The sequence below is a fragment of the Parasphingopyxis sp. genome (assembly GCF_052168275.1).
Classification (GTDB): Bacteria; Pseudomonadota; Alphaproteobacteria; order Sphingomonadales; family Sphingomonadaceae; genus Parasphingopyxis.
Map to the genome: position 1 here is coordinate 1 of NZ_JBQLZM010000024.1, position 15,619 is coordinate 15,619.

Genomic DNA, 15,619 nt, shown 5'->3' on the forward strand with positions numbered 1-15,619 from the left:
GCCGCGCTGCGCTCATCGGCGAAACGGCGATGTCCCCGCCGGCGGCGGGCCGGCCCGCCGGCGTGCCCGCGCCTGCCACGGACCGCACTCTCGAGCCCGCCGGAACGTCCCATTTCGTGATCCGCGACGCGCGGGGCAATGTCGTGTCGATGACGACCACGGTCGAATCGATTTTCGGCAGCGGGCGCATGGTCGACGGCTTCTTCCTCAACAACCAACTGACCGATTTTTCCTTCGACCCGGTCGGGGAAGACGGCGCACCTGCGGCGAATGCGGTCGCACCCGGCAAGCGGCCGCGATCGTCCATGTCGCCGCTGATCCTGCTCGACGCCGATGGCGACTTTGCCGGCGCCATCGGATCGGCCGGCGGCAATTCGATTCTCGCCTATGTCGGCAAGTCGCTCGTCGCGGCGATCGACTGGGGTTTGCCGATGCAGGATGCGCTGGCGCTTCCCAACCTTGTGGCCCGCGGGTCGCGGGTCGGCGGCGAGGTCGACCGGTTCGATCCCGATGTCATCGCCGGCCTCGCCGCGCGGGGATTGGAGGTCACGCCCGGACGGGGCGAGGATTCCGGCGTCCATGGCGTGCTGATTCGCGATGGCCGCGTCGATGGCGGTTTCGATCCGCGCCGCGAAGGTGTCGTGCTGGTCGGCGCGCGTTAAGCGCGCCCCGCTCCTGCCTCAACCGCTTCCCACCGCATCGCCGATCGTCTCGAACCCATCGCGGGCGCGCAGCCGGTCGAGACCGAGGACGATCCGGCGACCGAGACCGGGGCCCTCATAGGCCAGCGCGGAGTAGAGCTGGACGAGCGACGCCCCGGCACGGATGCGCGCCCAGGCTTCCTCGGCGGAATCGATGCCCCCCACGGCGATGATCGGCATCGCGCCGCCCGTCGCGACGCGAAAATCGGCAAGACGCTGGCGGGCGAGGGCGGCGAGCGGCCGGCCGGAAAGGCCGCCGGTTTCCGACGCCAGTTCGGATCGCAGCGCCGGGCGGCTGATCGTCGTGTTGCCGACGACCAGCGCATCGATGGTTCGCGTCACGGCGATCCGCGCGATGGCGTCGATATCGGCGGGCTCGAGATCGGGCGCGACCTTGAGGAAGACGGGAGGCCCGTCCGCGCCGCGCGCGGCCATGACGCGTTCGAGCAGCGCGTCGAGCGCGCCCTCGTCCTGCAGCGCGCGCAGCCCCGGCGTGTTGGGGGAGGAAATGTTGATCGTCAGATAGTCGGCCAGCGGCGCCATTGCGCGGACGCCCGTTTCATAATCGGCGATCCTGTCTTCGCTGTCCTTGTTGGCCCCGATATTGATCCCGACGATACCGCGCGTCCGGTCGCGTCGGGCGAGCCGCCTGGCCGCGTCGGCCTGGCCGCCATTGTTGAAGCCGAGCCGGTTGATTACCGCGCGATCCGCGGTCAGCCGGAAGATCCGGGGCGTCGGATTGCCGGGCTGCGGCAGCGGAGTGAGCGTGCCGACCTCAGCGAAGCCGAACCCGAGGCCGAGCATCTTTTCCGGGACTTCGGCATTCTTGTCGAAGCCGGCGGCGAGCCCGACCGGATTGGGAAAATCGAGACCGGCCACCCGGTTCGCGAGCGCGGGCGGCGAACGCGGCGGCGCGCCGATCGGCGCGGCCTTGAGCGCCGCGATCGTCAGCGCATGCGCGCGCTCGGCGTCGAGCGCAAACACCAGCGGGCGGAGAAGCGGATAGATCGCCATGCGCGGCGCTATGGCAGCGCGGGAACGGCTGGTCAAAAGGACGCGGATGGGCCACACAGCCTGCCGTCATCTCACGAAACGGAGTTCGCTATGTCACGCCTGCTGCTGTTGTCCTCGTCCATCCTCTTCGCCGGTTTCGCCGTCGCGCCCGTCCCGGTGGCTCCGGCCGTCGCGCAGACCGCCGAAGCGCCCGCCGCACAGACCGCCGATGCGGCGCTGGCCGAATTCTTCGAAGCCTATGATCAGGCCGAACTCGAATTCGCGCCGCTCACGAAATCCTTCCGCGGCATCCGCGACGAGGATTATGGCGAGTGGGGCGATTTCAGCGATGCCGACGCGGTGGCCGAGCAGGAGCGGCTGATCGCGGCGCGCGACCAGATGCGCGCGCGGTTCGCCGAAGCCGATCTCAGCGCCGATTCGCGGCTCTCTTACCAGCTGTTCGAGCGGATGGCCGAGCGGCGCAGCGCGGCGTTCCGGTTTCGCGGCAATGATTATGTGTTCGACCAGATGAATGGCGCGCAGAGCGGGTTGCCTGCGTTTCTCATCAATATCCACCGGGTCTCGAACATGGAAGAGGCGGAAGCCTATGTCAGCCGGCTTCAGGGCCTCGGCCAGGTGATGGACCAGCTCATCATCGAAGCCGAAGCGCGCGAGGCCAATGGCGTCCTGCCGCCCGATTGGGTGTTTCCCTACATTATCTCGGACGCTCGCAACGTGATTACCGGTGCGCCCTTTACCGAGGGCGAAGACGCGCCGCTCTACGCCGATCTCCAGGAGAAGGTGAACGGACTCGAGATCAGCGACGAGGCGAAGGCGGACCTGATCGCCCGCGGGCGTGCGGCGCTGCTCGAATCGGTCGGTCCGGCCTATGAACGGTTGATCGCCATGTTCGAACGCCAGCAGGCCGGTGCGCCCGAACAGGATGGCATCTGGCGCTTCGCCAATGGCGCGGATTATTACGCCGAACGGTTGCGCTATTATACGACGACGGATCTCACGGCCGACGAGATCCATCAGATCGGGCTTGAACAGGTCGCGCGCATCCATGGCGAGATGCGGGCGATCATGACGCAGGTCGGTTTCGAAGGAACGCTGCAGGAATTCTTCGTCCATCTGCGCAGCAATGACGACATGTTCCATGCCACGCGCGAAGACTATCTGGCAGAGGCCAATGCCGTCATCGCCGCTATGCAGGAGCGGTTGCCGGAATTCTTCGGTACGCTGCCGCGGGCCGACATCGTCGTCCAGCCGGTCGAAGCGTTCCGCGAACAATCGGCGGGCAAGGCGTTCTACAATGCCCCGACGCCGGACGGATCGCGCCCCGGCACCTATTATGTGAACCTCTACAATCTGCGCGATATGTCCCGCACCGAACTTGAGGCGCTGGCCTATCACGAGGCGGTGCCCGGTCACCATCTGCAGCGCGCCCTGCAGGTCGAGGGCGGCGACATACCGCCGTTCCGACGGTTCGGCGGCTTCACCGCCTATACCGAGGGCTGGGGGCTTTACGCGGAAGAACTCGGCAAGGATATGGGCGGTTATACCGACCCCTATTCCGATTTCGGCCGCCTCGGCATGGAGCTGTGGCGCGCTGCCCGCCTCGTCGTCGATACCGGTATCCATCACATGCGCTGGTCGCGCGAAGAGGCGATTGCCTATCTGCAGGAGAACACGCCCAATCCGGAAGGGGACATCCGCAAGGCGATCGAGCGCTATATCGTCTATCCGGGCCAGGCGACCGCCTATATGATCGGCAAGCTCAAGATCATGGAGCTGCGCCAGCGCGCGATGACCACGCTGGGCGACGATTTCGACTGGCGCGGTTTTCACGATGCGATACTGGCGCCCGGGCCGGTTCCGCTCGACATTCTCGAAGCGCAGGTCGACGCCTGGATCGAAACCGTCCGGTCCGGAGATTGAACGGACGTTTTGTCGCTTCTGTCCAATACGCGTGACTCGACTCGGTGTAGTCGGGCCATGCGACCCGAAGGATCCCCATATGGGGATGCTTAAGACTAGCGGCCCCGGCAGGAAACTGTCGCGGGCCGCTTTTTTTTGTCGTCAGAATGCGCTAACCGTCGTTTCCAGAAGCAAAAAAATATAAGCTTCGGGGCGCATATATTGAACGATCTGTCGAAATTCTCGCTGGAATTCGCGCCACCTCCTGACGATCTTCAGGAGCTGGTCTCCACATTCTACCTGTTTGCCGCGGACGTCGAGGAAACCAAGCAGACCGAACGCGCCGATCGCGCCCAGTTGAGGTTTCTGCTGAAAGGCAGCGGCGGTTACGAGTTTTGCGACGGCGTCTATATGGACGCCGCGCCGGTTATCGTCATCGGTCCGACGACCGGTCCGACGATCGGCCATGTGCAGGGGCCTCTGGAAATTTTCGGTATCGGCCTCCAGCCCGCGGGCTGGGGCAGCCTGATGGGCGCCGACGCGGAGAACCACACCAACCGTCTGATCGACGCCGTTTCGATCTTCGGCGATGGCGTGATGGAAACCCATGCGGCGATCGACGCGGCCGAAACCATGGCCGAAAAGGCGGCGATCGGCGAGGTTTTCGCGCGGGAGTTGCTGAAAGACGCCGAATCCTCGCCGATCTGGTTCACCCGGGTGGTCGACGAATGGCTGACCGGCAGCGCTTCGCCCGACATCAACGAGCTGATCGAACGGTCCGGCCTTTCCAAGCGGCAGGTCGAGCGGATGACGAAACGCTTCTATGGCGCCTCGCCCAAGCTGCTGGCGCGCAAATACCGGGCCCTGCGCGCGGCTTCGCTCCTCGTCCGCAAGGACGGCGAAGACGGCGAGTCGGTGGAAGACGCCTTTTACGATCAGTCGCATCTCATTCGCGAGATCAAGGAATTTACCGGCGTGACGCCCGGCAAGATGAGCAAGGAGCCGGCGGCCCTCACCAAGGAGGTGGCCGAACGGCGCAAGAAACTGGCCGGAAAAGTCAGCAAGCTGATCTCCGACACCTGACCAGTCCGACCGAAAGCAAAGCCTTGATTTTTGGCCGGCAACGGCCCAAATCCCTAATCAGAACGAATCAGTCCGATTTGAGGATGAGCAATGCGCCTTTCCAGCATGGCCGACTATGCCGTCGTCACGATGCGCGCCGCCGCGCAGCATTGCGGCGGTTCGCGTGCCAGCGCGACGCAACTGGCCGAGGAAACCGGAATCCCGCTGCCGACGACGCAGAAGCTGATCAGCCTGTTGTCGCGTGGCGGCCTTCTGAAATCGATGCGCGGTGCGGGCGGCGGCATCCAGCTCGCGCGCCCGGCGGCCGCCATCAGCCTGACCGATATCATCGAAGCCGTTGAGGGCCCGATCGCGATGACCGCCTGTGTCGAGCGGGGGCGGCATGATTGCGCGCTCGAACCCAGCTGCCAGGTCAAGCCGCACTGGGGCGCCGTCAACGACGCCATTCGCGGCGCGCTCGACAATGTCAGCCTCGCGAGCCTCTCCGATACCGCTCCTGTCCGTTTGACCGAAAGTGCCCACGCATGACCGACGATACCCAAGTCCGGAACGAAGAAGCCTTCGAGGCGGCCAAGAAGGCCGAAACCTACGAATGGGGCTTCTCCTCCGACATCGAGCAGGATTTCGCCCCCAAGGGCCTGAACGAAGACACGGTCCGTTTCATCTCCGCCAAGAAGCGGGAGCCGGAATGGATGCTCGAATGGCGGCTGAAGGCGTTCCGGCGCTGGCAGGGGATGGAAACGCCGGACTGGGCCAAGTTGAAAATTCCGCCGATCGACTATCAGGACGCCTATTATTATGCCGAGCCCAGGGCGAAGCCGAAGCTCAACAGCCTCGACGAGGTCGATCCGGAAATCCTGCGGGTCTATGAAAAGCTCGGCATCCCGATCGAGGAGCAGAAGGTGCTCGCCGGGGTCGAGGGCGCGCGCAAGGTCGCGGTCGACGCGGTGTTCGACAGCGTGAGCGTCGCGACGACGTTCCGCGAGGAGCTCGCCAAGGCCGGCGTGATCTTCCTCTCCATCTCCGAGGCGATCCGCGAACATCCCGAGTTCGTCAGGAAATGGCTGGCCAAGGTCGTGCCCGTGCATGACAATTATTTTGCCGCGCTCAACTCGGCGGTCTTTTCGGACGGCACTTTCGTCTACATTCCCGAGGGCGTGCGCTGCCCGATGGAGCTTTCGACCTATTTCCGGATCAACGCGGAAAATACCGGCCAGTTCGAACGGACGCTGATCATCGCCGAGAAGGGGAGCTATGTCTCCTATCTCGAAGGCTGCACAGCGCCGATGCGCGACGAAAACCAGCTCCACGCCGCCGTGGTCGAACTCGTCGCGCTCGACGATGCCGAGATCAAATATTCGACCGTCCAGAACTGGTATCCGGGCGATGCCGAGGGCAAGGGCGGCATCTATAACTTCGTCACCAAGCGCGGGCTCTGCCAGGGCAGGAACAGCAAGATCAGCTGGACGCAGGTGGAGACGGGCAGCGCGATCACCTGGAAGTATCCGAGCTGCGTGCTGAACGGCGAAAACAGCATCGGCGAATTCTATTCGGTCGCGCTCACCAACAACTATCAGCAGGCCGACACCGGCACCAAGATGATCCACAATGCGCCGGGCACGCGCTCGACGATCATCTCCAAGGGTATCAGCGCGGGCAAGTCGGACAACACCTATCGCGGTCTCGTCCGCGTCGGGCCCAAGGCGGAAGGCGTGCGCAACTTCACCCAGTGCGATTCGCTGCTGCTCGGCGACAAGTGCGGCGCGCATACGGTGCCCTATATCGAGGTGAAGAATCCGTCGGCCCAGATCGAACATGAGGCGACGACGTCCAAGATTTCGGACGACCAGATGTTCTACGCGCAGCAGCGCGGCCTCGACGAGGAACAGGCCGTGGCGTTGATCGTCAACGGTTTCGCGAAAGAGGTGCTGCAGCAGCTGCCGATGGAGTTCGCGGTCGAGGCGCAGAAATTGCTCGGAATTTCACTTGAGGGGAGTGTCGGATGAAGATACGTGTTGCGTCGATGGCGGCCTGTTTGATGCTGGCGGCACCGGTGACGGTTCATGCCCAGACGGATACCGAAGAAGATGGCGCGGTCGATCTGAATGCGATCGATGCCCTGCTCGGCGATCAGGCCGTCACCGGCGATGAAGATAGGGGCGACGATGCGGCCGCGGAAGATGCGGCTGTTGCCGATGGCGACGACGACGCGGTTGAAGCGGACGGGGCGGTCGAACCGTCGGATCTGACCGTCGCCTTCAACGCCTATTCGCTCTGCGCCTCGGAAGCCGGCGCTGCGCTCGAGGAAACCGGCTTCGCGCTCGACACGATCGGTCGCGAGGCGCTGCTGCGCTGTTCGGGCCAGCGCGCGGCCTATGTGAACGCCTTCTATTTCAGCCTGCTGCCCCGCTATCCCGACGCGCCCGAGCCCGATGTCCGCGCCAGCGCCGAACGGCTGGTCGCGCAATCCGATATCGCGCTCGCCACGATCGTCACCGATGAAGTGACCGGGCTGCGGGAAGCGCGCGCGGCGGGCGGGGCCGATGAGGGCGAGGCCGAAGAAACCGATACGGCCGAAGACCCCGATTCCGATGACGAAATCGCCGAAGAGGAAACGGACGACAATGCTTAAGTTAGACAATCTCCACGCCGAAATCGGCGGAACCGAAATCCTCAAGGGGTTGAGCCTCGAAATCGCGGCCGGCGAAATCCACGCGATCATGGGTCCCAACGGCGCGGGCAAGTCGACGCTCGCCTATGTGCTGGGCGGTCGCGACGGCTATGAAGTAACCGCGGGTTCGGCCACCTATAATGGCGAAGACCTGCTCGATATGGACCCGCACGAGCGGGCGGCGGCCGGGCTGTTCCTCGGTTTCCAGTATCCGGTCGAAATTCCCGGCGTCTCCAACGTCCAGTTCCTGCGCACCGCCCTCAACGCCCAGCGCAAGGCGCGCGGGCAAGACGAGCTTTCGGGCGCCGATTTCCTGAAGCTGGCGCGCGAACAGGCAAGTGCGCTCAAGATGAATGCCGAGATGCTCAAGCGCGCAGTGAATGTCGGCTTTTCGGGCGGCGAGAAGAAGCGCAACGAGATGGTGCAGATGGGGATCATCGATCCGACGCTCGCGATCCTCGATGAAACCGATAGCGGCCTCGACATCGACGCGCTGCGCACCGTGGGCGAAGGCATCAATACGATCATGCGCAAGCCCGACAAGGCGGTGCTGCTGATCACTCACTATCAGCGCCTGCTCGACGTGGTGAAGCCCGATTATGTGCATGTGCTCGCCGACGGGCGGATCGTCCGCACCGGCGGGCCGGAGCTTGCGATCCAGCTCGAAAACGAAGGCTATGAGGCAATCGCGGAGGCGGCATGACCGAGACGCTTCCCCTTCCCACCCGCCGCGACGAGGCCTGGCGCTATGCCGATCTGGATGCGCTCGCGCCGGTCTGGCCCGCTATCGCCGGTAAGCGCGAAGACATTCACGTCGCCGCCGGCGAGTCCGCGCACCGGCAGCTGATACTCGAACCGGGCGATCCCAATGTCGCGGTGGAAACCCTGGCGATCCGCATCGGTAAGGGCGGCCGCTTCGCGCTGCACTGCCTCGCGATCGGCGCCGATTATGGCCGGATCGCGGTCGAGGTGACGCTGGCCGAAGGCGCGCATTTCGAACTCGGCGGCGCGATCCTCGGCAGCGGCGATCAGACTCTCGAGATCGTCACCGATGTGCGCCATGTCGAACCCGGCGGCACGAGCAACCAGGTCGTGCGCAGCGTGCTCGGCGAAACCGCGACGGGATCGTTCCTCGGCAAGGTGTCCGTCGCGCGCGATGCGCAGAAGATCGACGCGTCCCAATCCGTGAAGGCCATGCTGCTCGACCGGACGGCGACAGCCAACGCCAAGCCCGAACTCGAAATCTTCGCCGACGATGTGAAATGCGCGCATGGCGCCACGGTCGGCGAGCTCGACAGGCAGGCGCTCTTCTATCTGGCCTCGCGCGGCATCCCGCCGGCCGAAGCGCGGAAGCTGATGCTGCAGGCCTTCATCGCCGACGCCTTTGTCAGCCTCGAAGACGAAGCCTCGCACGATGCGATCGAAGCGAAAGCGCTTGCGGTGCTGGAGGCAATCACATGAACGTGATGACCGCCCCATCGCCCGTCGATGTCCGCGCCGAGTTTCCGGGCCTTGCCGGCAACTGGCGCTATCTCGATACGGCGGCGACGGCGCAGAAGCCGCAGGCCGTGATCGACGCGATCGCGGCCGGCTATGGCGAGCGCTACGCGACCGTCCATCGCGGCGTCTATGCGCGCTCGGCCGACATGACGCTCGCCTATGAGGCGGCACGCAGGCGGGTCGCCGATTTCATCGGCGCGGCGTCCGACAGCGAGATCGTCTTCACGCGCGGTGCGACCGAGGCGATCAACCTCGTCGCGAACAGCTGGGGAAACGCCAATATCGGCGCGGGCGACCGCATCATGCTGTCGCAGCTCGAGCATCATTCCAATATCGTGCCCTGGCAGCTGCTCGCCGAGCGGGCCGGCGCGGAGATCGACGTCGCGCCGCTGACCGAAGACGGCCGGATCGATCTCGACGCGATGGCCGGCATGCTGACCGAACGGCACAAGCTGGTCGCGCTCGCCCATGTTTCCAACGTGCTGGGCTCGGTGGTCGATGCGGGCCGGGCCGCCGAACTCGCGCATGGCGTCGGCGCCAAGCTGCTGCTCGACGGGTGCCAGGCCGTGCCGCGCATGGCCGTCAATGTCGCCGCGCTCGATTGCGATTTCTACGTCTTCTCCGCGCACAAGCTCTACGGGCCGACCGGGATCGGCGCGCTCTGGGCGCGGGGCGACATCCTCGACGCCATGCCCCCATGGGAAGGCGGCGGCTCGATGATCGACAAGGTCACCTTCGAACGCACCACCTATGCGCCGGCGCCGCAGCGCTTCGAGGCGGGGACGCCGCATATCGTCGGCGCGCTCGGCCTCCACGCGGCGATCGATTATGTCTCGGCACTCGGGTTGGATGCGATCCATGCGCGGGAAGCGGCCCTCGTTGCAGAGACGCGCGACGCCTTGTCGCAGATCAACAGCGTCCGGCTTTTCGGGCCGGAGGACAGCGCCGGCATCGTCAGCTTCGGTATCGAGGGCGTGCATCCGCACGATATCGGGACGATCCTCGACGAGGAGGGCGTCGCGATCCGCGCCGGCCATCATTGCGCGCAGCCGCTGATGGCCTGGCTCGGCGTCGACGCGACCGCGCGGGCGAGCTTCGGTGTTTACAACAATAGCGACGATGTCGCCGCGCTCGTCAAAGGCATCGAGCGCGTTACGCGGATTTTCGGATAGGGATTCGGCATGAACGAAGAACGCAAGATCATGGTCGAGGAGGTGGACCGGGTGGACAAACCCGCCAAGGCGCGCGTCGACGATGCGCCCGAAGAGAAAGCCTATGTCGCCGCGCCCTCCCCGGTGGAGGGAGAAAGCGACGCATCCAAGCTGGAGCGGAAGCGGGACTATCTCGAGGGTTTCCTGTCCCGGCAACCGGGCGCCGACGCGGAAGCCGATTCCGGCAGCGGCGATCTGCGCGCCGACGTGATCGCCGCGCTCAAGGAAATCTACGATCCCGAGATCCCGGTGAACATCTACGACCTCGGCCTGATCTACGGCGTAGAGGTGAGCGACAATGCCGAAGCGATCGTCACGATGACGCTGACGACGCCGCACTGCCCGGTCGCCGAATCGATGCCGGGCGAGATCGAGCTGCGCGTCGGCTCGGTGCCCGGCGTCGGCCATGCCGAGGTCAATCTGGTCTGGGATCCGCCCTGGGATCCGTCGAAAATGACCGACGAAGCCAAACTCGAACTGGGAATGCTGTAATGGCCACGAATGTCCGCGAAATGCCCGCTGCGCTCACCCTCACCGAATCCGCCGAGGCGCGGATCGCCAGGCTGATGGCCGGTGCGCCCGAGGGCGCGATCGGCGTCAAACTCTCGACGCCGCAGCGCGGTTGCTCGGGTCTCGCCTATTCGGTCGATTATGTGACCGAGGCCGATCCGATGGACGAGAAGATCGTCACCCCGGGCGGCGATTTCTATGTCGATGCCGCGTCCGTGCTCTATCTGATCGGCTCGATCATGGACTGGAAGGAAGACGATTTCACCGCGGGTTTCGTCTTCGACAATCCCAATGCCACCGGCAGCTGCGGCTGCGGCGAGAGCTTCACCGTCTAGAATATGGCCTAGGCGATTGCCGCAGGCCGGGATATCATCGTCCCATGAAACAGGCCGTCCTCGCTTCGCTTTTCCTTTTCGCGCTCCTCCTTTCGGCGCATCCGGCCGGTGCCAATGACAGCACCGCGGAGACGGCGACGGGCGGCCTGGTCCTGACGCGCAGTGACAGCATCGATATGCTGTCCGAAGACCTCTATGTTTCGATGGACGAGGTCCGCGTCCGATACGTTTTCAGAAACCGGGATGCCGAGGATATCCGGACGCTCGTCGCGTTTCCGATGCCGGTGCATGATCTGTCGGAGGAGCGCTACGGCGATGTCGCCTTTCCTTCGGGCTTCGAGACGCGCGTGGACGGCGCTCCGGTCGAGATGCAGGTCGAGCGGCGCGCGCGGCTCGGCGATGCCGATCACAGCGCGTTGCTCACCTCGCTCGGCGTTCCGCTCTCGCCCGGGGAGGATTATCTGTCGCTCGTCGCGGCGCTCGACGCGCTCGATCTCGCCGATCAGGCGCGGCTCGCCGAACTCGGACTCGTGGAAATCGACGAATATGATGCGGGCCGGGGTGTGGAACGGCACTTGGCTCCGATGTGGCGGGTCGAGGAGAACTGGTATTGGGAGCAGCATTTCCCGGCCGGCCGGGATCTCGTAGTCGAGCATCGCTATCGCCCCGGCGTCGGCGGATCGGTCGACGTGTCGCTGGCTTTGCCCGAATTCCGGGAGTCCGACTATGGCCGGCAGACGATCGCCGACTATTGCGTCGACGCGAACTTTCTGGCCGGGCTGGACCGAATGCGCAGCAGCGGGCGCTATCTCGCGCTCACCGAACGCCGCCTCGCCTATATCCTGACCACGGGCGGCAACTGGCGGGCGCCGATCGGTGATTTCCGGCTCGTTGTCGACAAGGGCGCGCCGGAAAACATCGTCAGCTTCTGCGGCGAAGGCGTGCGCAAGATCTCCCCGACCCAGTTCGAGATGCGCCATCGGAACTGGCGGCCGGAACGGGATCTTTCGGTGCTGATCGTGGTCCCCTATGCTGGCGAATGAGTCCGGCGCCTAGAAACCCAGCGTAAAGCGGATCGCGCCGCCCATATCGTCTCCGATCGTCGCGAAATGCCCGGGATCGCGGCGATAGAAGAGGTGCCCGGTCAGCCAGCCCTGTCCGACAGGCCGGGAATAGGCGGCCTCCATGTCGATCTGCCGCCCTTCGGGTGCGAGGTTGAAGAAGCGGGTCTCATATGTCGGCGCCAGCGTGTCATAGTCGTAGCTGGTCGGCAGGTTGAGCCGCAGCCCGCCGCGATAGACGCGGAGCGGCTGGGCGATGCGCAGCGAGAGCCGGTCGTCATCCGTCATCACGCCCGTTTTCGAGACATCGGCCGACGCGGCGATGGTCCGCAAGGCGCCGCCGCGCAGGGTTGCATTCGCGCCGTTGGCGAAGCTCCAGCCATGCCGCATATCGCCGCCGATCGACCAGCCGTCCGGCCCGGCCCAACGCAGCGCGAGATCGGCAAACAGCGACGTTCCGCCCTGCCCGCCACCCAGCGCCTCGCTGAACCGCGCGCCCAGGAAGGTCGCGTCCTCGGCCATGACGCTGAGGCCGCCATCGACCCGCAGATCGCCCCATTGCCGGTCGGCCGCGATGCCTATCATCGTGTAGCGCGATTCGAGCCATGTTTCGCGGGCCAGAAAATGATCGGGATCGTGCGCCGAAAGCGCCTGGCCGCGTTCGGCGACGACCGTCACGCCCATCCCGCTCCAGCGCCGGTGCAGGGCGAAGCTGGTATCCGCCCGGCTCGCAAAACCGGTATCGCCGACCGCATCGCGGGCGACGAGAAACGCCGGCCGGACGCGTCCGTTCAGCCGGGCGCCGACGCTGTCGCCGTCTTGCGAAAAGGCAAAGGCGACGCGCGTGTAGCGGTCGAGTTGCGCCGCCACCATGCCGGCAGCGACCCGGGCGCGTTCGGCGTCCTCGCCGCGCAGCGCCAGCCGCGCCAGCCGCGTCTGGCTGGCGCGCGCGTCGATCGTGAAGGCCAGGATCGCATTGCTGCCCGCGGCCGTCGTGAAGTTCCCGCCGCGATTGACGGCAAGGCTGTCGGCGAGCTGGCTGCGCGGTGCCGCCCGGCGGACGGTTTCCGCGAGATCGATCGCGAAGGCCCGGTCGAAGTCGTCGAGGATGATCGCGCCGGCACCGCTCTGCCGCGCGTCGCCCATCGGCGCGGACAGCGTCACATTGCTCGCCATGCTCACCGGCTCGGCGCTGCCGGCCAGGCTCGTAGAACCCTGCGGCCGGAACGCTTCGGTGAGATCGAGAATACCCTGGCCGTAAACCGCATCGTCGCCGGCCGCTCCGCCGTCGCGCGCGCTTCGGAACAGGAGCTCGATGATGTCCGATCCGCTGAGATTGGGAAAGGCCGATGCGAGCAAGGCGACCGCCGCCGAGATCTGCGGGGCGGAATAGGATGTGCCGCTGTACAGGAAATTGGCGCCCGTCTCGTCGAAGCTGCGGACGCGATCGCCGAGCGCTGCAAGATAGAAATCCCGGCTGTTGCCCGCGCGGTTGGAGAAAGCGCTGATCGTGTCGGTCCCGTCGACCGATCCGGCGATGATCACATGGCCGTTGGCTTCGGGCGTTCGCGCGACCTGGGCGAGCAGATCGGGATTGCCGCCTTCCGGCTCCTCGCCTTCGTTGCCGGCCGAGATCACGATCACGATCCCCGCATTGGCGGCGCGCGCGATTGCGTTGCGGAAACGCTGCGTGGTGCCGCCTCCGCCCAGCGATATGTTGATCGCCCGGGCATTGTTCTGGATCGCTATGTCGATCGCGTCGGCGAGGTCACCGGTATTGTGCATGCAACCCTCGTCCGGATCCGGATTGGCGCAGCTGCCCGGTTCGTCGGTTCTGAGAACCAGCAGCGTCGCGTCGAACGCCATGCCGACGACGTTCGAATTGTTGCGGTTGGCTGCGATGATCGCGGCAACCGACGTGCCGTGCCCGCCTTCGTCGTCGATGCCCCGATTGCCCGCGACATCCTGCGAGGCGGAACTGATCCGCCCGGCGAATTCCGCGCTGTCCGTATCGATGCCGCTGTCCAGCAGGGCGACGGTAACGCCCTCGCCGGTTGCGCCTTCGTCATAGGCGGCTGTGGCGTTGGCGTGGCCGATGCCTGCCGAATTCCGGAATTCCGTCGTGTTGGTGTTGATCGACGGCGCCGGAGGGGGCGGAGGAGGAGCCGGAGGTGGCGGAGGAGGGGGCGGCGCAGCCTGGGGCGTCGGCGTGGAACTGACGCCGCCGCCACCTCCGCCGCCGCCACATGCGGCCAGTGTGAGAAACAAGGGGAGGCTGCTGGCAAGTAACAGGCGCGCTTTGCGGTTCATGTACGAATCACCTAACAAGCGCCCCACGCACGCCATCCAATGCACGTGCGCCGGTTGCCGAACGTTTAACCCCAAATTCACTTTGCGGTAACCGTCCGGCCCGATTAGGACATCGATCATGCCGCCCGCGCTCTCGCACATCGACCACTGGATCTTCGATCTCGACAATACGCTCTATCCGGCGAGCGTGCGGTTGTTCGACCAGATCGACGTGAAGATGGGTGACTATATCGCGCGCCTGCTCGACGTCGACCGGATCGAGGCGCGCCGCATCCAGAAACAGTTTTTCCATTCGCACGGCACGACGCTTTCCGGGCTGATGCAGGCGCATGGCGTCGAGCCCGGCGATTTCCTGGACTATGTCCACGATATCGATCTGGAAGTGATCGACGAGGATCGTGCGCTGGTCGAGGCGATCGGCGCGCTGCCCGGCCGGAAGTTCGTCTTCACCAATGGTGATGCGCCCTATGCGCGCCGGGTGCTCGATCGGCTCGGGCTCGGCGCCAGCTTCGAGGCGATCCACGATATCCATGCCTGCGATTATGTGCCCAAGCCAGAGCGCATCAGCTATGAGGCGATGTGCCGCACATTCGAAATTAAGCCTGATCGTGCACTGTTTGTCGAAGATATGGCGCGCAACCTGAAGCCCGCGAAAGCGATGGGCATGGTGACGGTCTGGGTCAACAACGGATCGGAACGCGGTTCGCACGAAGCCGATTCCGGCTTTATCGATTTTGAGATCGAGGCGGTGACGCCCTGGCTTGCGGGAATAGTGGAGGCGGCATGAGCAAGAAGCTCGAAAAGATCATCGAAGAAGGATGGGACCGGCGCGAAAGCGTCGGCACGACCACCCAGGGCGAATTGCGCGATGCCGTCGACGCCGCGCTGGCGATGCTCGACAATGGCGAGGCGCGGGTTGCGACCAGGGCCGGCGGCGAAGGCTGGGTCGTCCATCAATGGCTGAAAAAGGCGGTACTGCTGTCCTTCCGCCTCAACGACATGGAATTGATCGAAGGATCGCATGGCGGCGGCCACTGGTGGGACAAGGTGCCGTCGAAGTTCGCCGATTGGGACGCCGATGCGTTTCGCACGGCCGGCTTCCGCGCCGTGCCCGGTTCGATCGTCCGGCGCGGGGCGCATATCGGCCGGGATGTCGTGCTGATGCCGAGTTTCGTGAATATCGGCGCGCATGTCGGCGACGGGACGATGGTCGACACCTGGGCGTCGATCGGCAGCTGCGCGCAGATCGGCGAGCATTGCCACATCTCCGCCGGCGCCGGGATCGGCGGCGTGCTCGAGCCGCTCCAGGCGAACCCGACGATCA

16 protein-coding genes are annotated in these 15,619 nt (G+C 65.2%); 14 read left to right on the forward strand and 2 right to left on the reverse strand.

The window, feature by feature from the left end:
* Positions 1 to 662 (forward strand): gamma-glutamyltransferase (locus ACTS1X_RS02170; RefSeq protein ID WP_442612747.1); only part of this gene is annotated, 662 nt, incomplete at its 5' end.
* 18 nt (positions 663 to 680) lie between these two features.
* Here the strand turns inward: ACTS1X_RS02170 and ACTS1X_RS02175 are convergent.
* Entirely contained in the window at positions 681 to 1,715 is a 1,035-nt protein-coding gene (locus ACTS1X_RS02175) for a quinone-dependent dihydroorotate dehydrogenase (RefSeq protein WP_442612748.1), read from the reverse strand.
* 90 nt (positions 1,716 to 1,805) lie between these two features.
* Between ACTS1X_RS02175 and ACTS1X_RS02180 the strand changes: the two genes are divergently transcribed.
* The 11 genes from ACTS1X_RS02180 (at position 1,806) to ACTS1X_RS02230 (ending at position 11,967) form a co-directional block, all read left to right on the forward strand.
* A complete protein-coding gene (locus tag ACTS1X_RS02180) occupies positions 1,806 to 3,635 on the forward strand; it encodes a DUF885 domain-containing protein (RefSeq protein ID WP_442612749.1) in 1,830 nt (609 codons plus the stop codon).
* 201 nt (positions 3,636 to 3,836) lie between these two features.
* Complete coding sequence (locus ACTS1X_RS02185; protein WP_442612750.1) at positions 3,837 to 4,697, forward strand: helix-turn-helix domain-containing protein; 861 nt, start codon at positions 3,837 to 3,839, stop codon at positions 4,695 to 4,697.
* A 90-nt stretch (positions 4,698 to 4,787) separates the two neighbouring features.
* Entirely contained in the window at positions 4,788 to 5,225 is a 438-nt protein-coding gene (locus ACTS1X_RS02190; protein ID WP_442612751.1) for an SUF system Fe-S cluster assembly regulator, read from the forward strand.
* Entirely contained in the window at positions 5,222 to 6,703 is a 1,482-nt protein-coding gene (sufB, locus tag ACTS1X_RS02195; RefSeq protein ID WP_442612752.1) for a Fe-S cluster assembly protein SufB, read from the forward strand. Before ACTS1X_RS02190 ends, sufB begins: the two co-directional genes overlap by 4 nt.
* On the forward strand, positions 6,700 to 7,329 hold the full coding sequence (locus ACTS1X_RS02200; RefSeq protein ID WP_442612753.1) for a hypothetical protein: 630 nt from the start codon (positions 6,700 to 6,702) through the stop codon (positions 7,327 to 7,329). Before sufB ends, ACTS1X_RS02200 begins: the two co-directional genes overlap by 4 nt.
* Positions 7,322 to 8,071, forward strand: coding sequence for a Fe-S cluster assembly ATPase SufC (sufC, locus tag ACTS1X_RS02205; protein ID WP_442612754.1), 750 nt, complete (start codon positions 7,322 to 7,324; stop codon positions 8,069 to 8,071). Before ACTS1X_RS02200 ends, sufC begins: the two co-directional genes overlap by 8 nt.
* Positions 8,068 to 8,829 carry a SufD family Fe-S cluster assembly protein gene (locus tag ACTS1X_RS02210; protein WP_442612755.1) on the forward strand — a complete coding sequence of 254 codons (762 nt, stop codon included), beginning with the start codon at positions 8,068 to 8,070 and terminating at the stop codon, positions 8,827 to 8,829. Before sufC ends, ACTS1X_RS02210 begins: the two co-directional genes overlap by 4 nt.
* Entirely contained in the window at positions 8,826 to 10,040 is a 1,215-nt protein-coding gene (locus ACTS1X_RS02215; RefSeq protein ID WP_442612756.1) for a cysteine desulfurase, read from the forward strand. The genes ACTS1X_RS02210 and ACTS1X_RS02215 overlap by 4 nt, the downstream gene beginning before the upstream one ends.
* Before the next feature lie 9 nt (positions 10,041 to 10,049).
* The gene (locus ACTS1X_RS02220; protein WP_442612757.1) at positions 10,050 to 10,571 is read left to right on the forward strand and encodes an SUF system Fe-S cluster assembly protein; all 522 of its coding nucleotides are present in this window, start codon (positions 10,050 to 10,052) and stop codon (positions 10,569 to 10,571) included.
* Positions 10,571 to 10,924 (forward strand): HesB/IscA family protein, encoded by a 354-nt coding sequence (locus ACTS1X_RS02225; protein ID WP_442612758.1) that lies wholly within the window; start codon positions 10,571 to 10,573, stop codon positions 10,922 to 10,924. The genes ACTS1X_RS02220 and ACTS1X_RS02225 overlap by 1 nt, the downstream gene beginning before the upstream one ends.
* A 44-nt stretch (positions 10,925 to 10,968) precedes the next feature.
* Positions 10,969 to 11,967 carry a DUF4424 domain-containing protein gene (locus ACTS1X_RS02230; RefSeq protein ID WP_442612759.1) on the forward strand — a complete coding sequence of 333 codons (999 nt, stop codon included), beginning with the start codon at positions 10,969 to 10,971 and terminating at the stop codon, positions 11,965 to 11,967.
* Between the two features lie 9 nt (positions 11,968 to 11,976).
* Here the strand turns inward: ACTS1X_RS02230 and ACTS1X_RS02235 are convergent, their stop codons facing one another.
* Positions 11,977 to 14,295 carry a S8 family peptidase gene (locus tag ACTS1X_RS02235; RefSeq protein WP_442612760.1) on the reverse strand — a complete coding sequence of 773 codons (2,319 nt, stop codon included), beginning with the start codon at positions 14,293 to 14,295 and terminating at the stop codon, positions 11,977 to 11,979.
* 118 nt (positions 14,296 to 14,413) lie between these two features.
* On the opposite strand from ACTS1X_RS02235, the gene ACTS1X_RS02240 reads away from it, so the two are divergent.
* Both ACTS1X_RS02240 and ACTS1X_RS02245 read left to right on the forward strand, forming a co-directional pair.
* On the forward strand, positions 14,414 to 15,082 hold the full coding sequence (locus tag ACTS1X_RS02240) for a pyrimidine 5'-nucleotidase (RefSeq protein ID WP_442612761.1): 669 nt from the start codon (positions 14,414 to 14,416) through the stop codon (positions 15,080 to 15,082).
* Positions 15,079 to 15,619: 2,3,4,5-tetrahydropyridine-2,6-dicarboxylate N-succinyltransferase (locus tag ACTS1X_RS02245; RefSeq protein WP_442612762.1), on the forward strand; the 541-nt coding region annotated here is incomplete at its 3' end. The genes ACTS1X_RS02240 and ACTS1X_RS02245, both read left to right, overlap by 4 nt.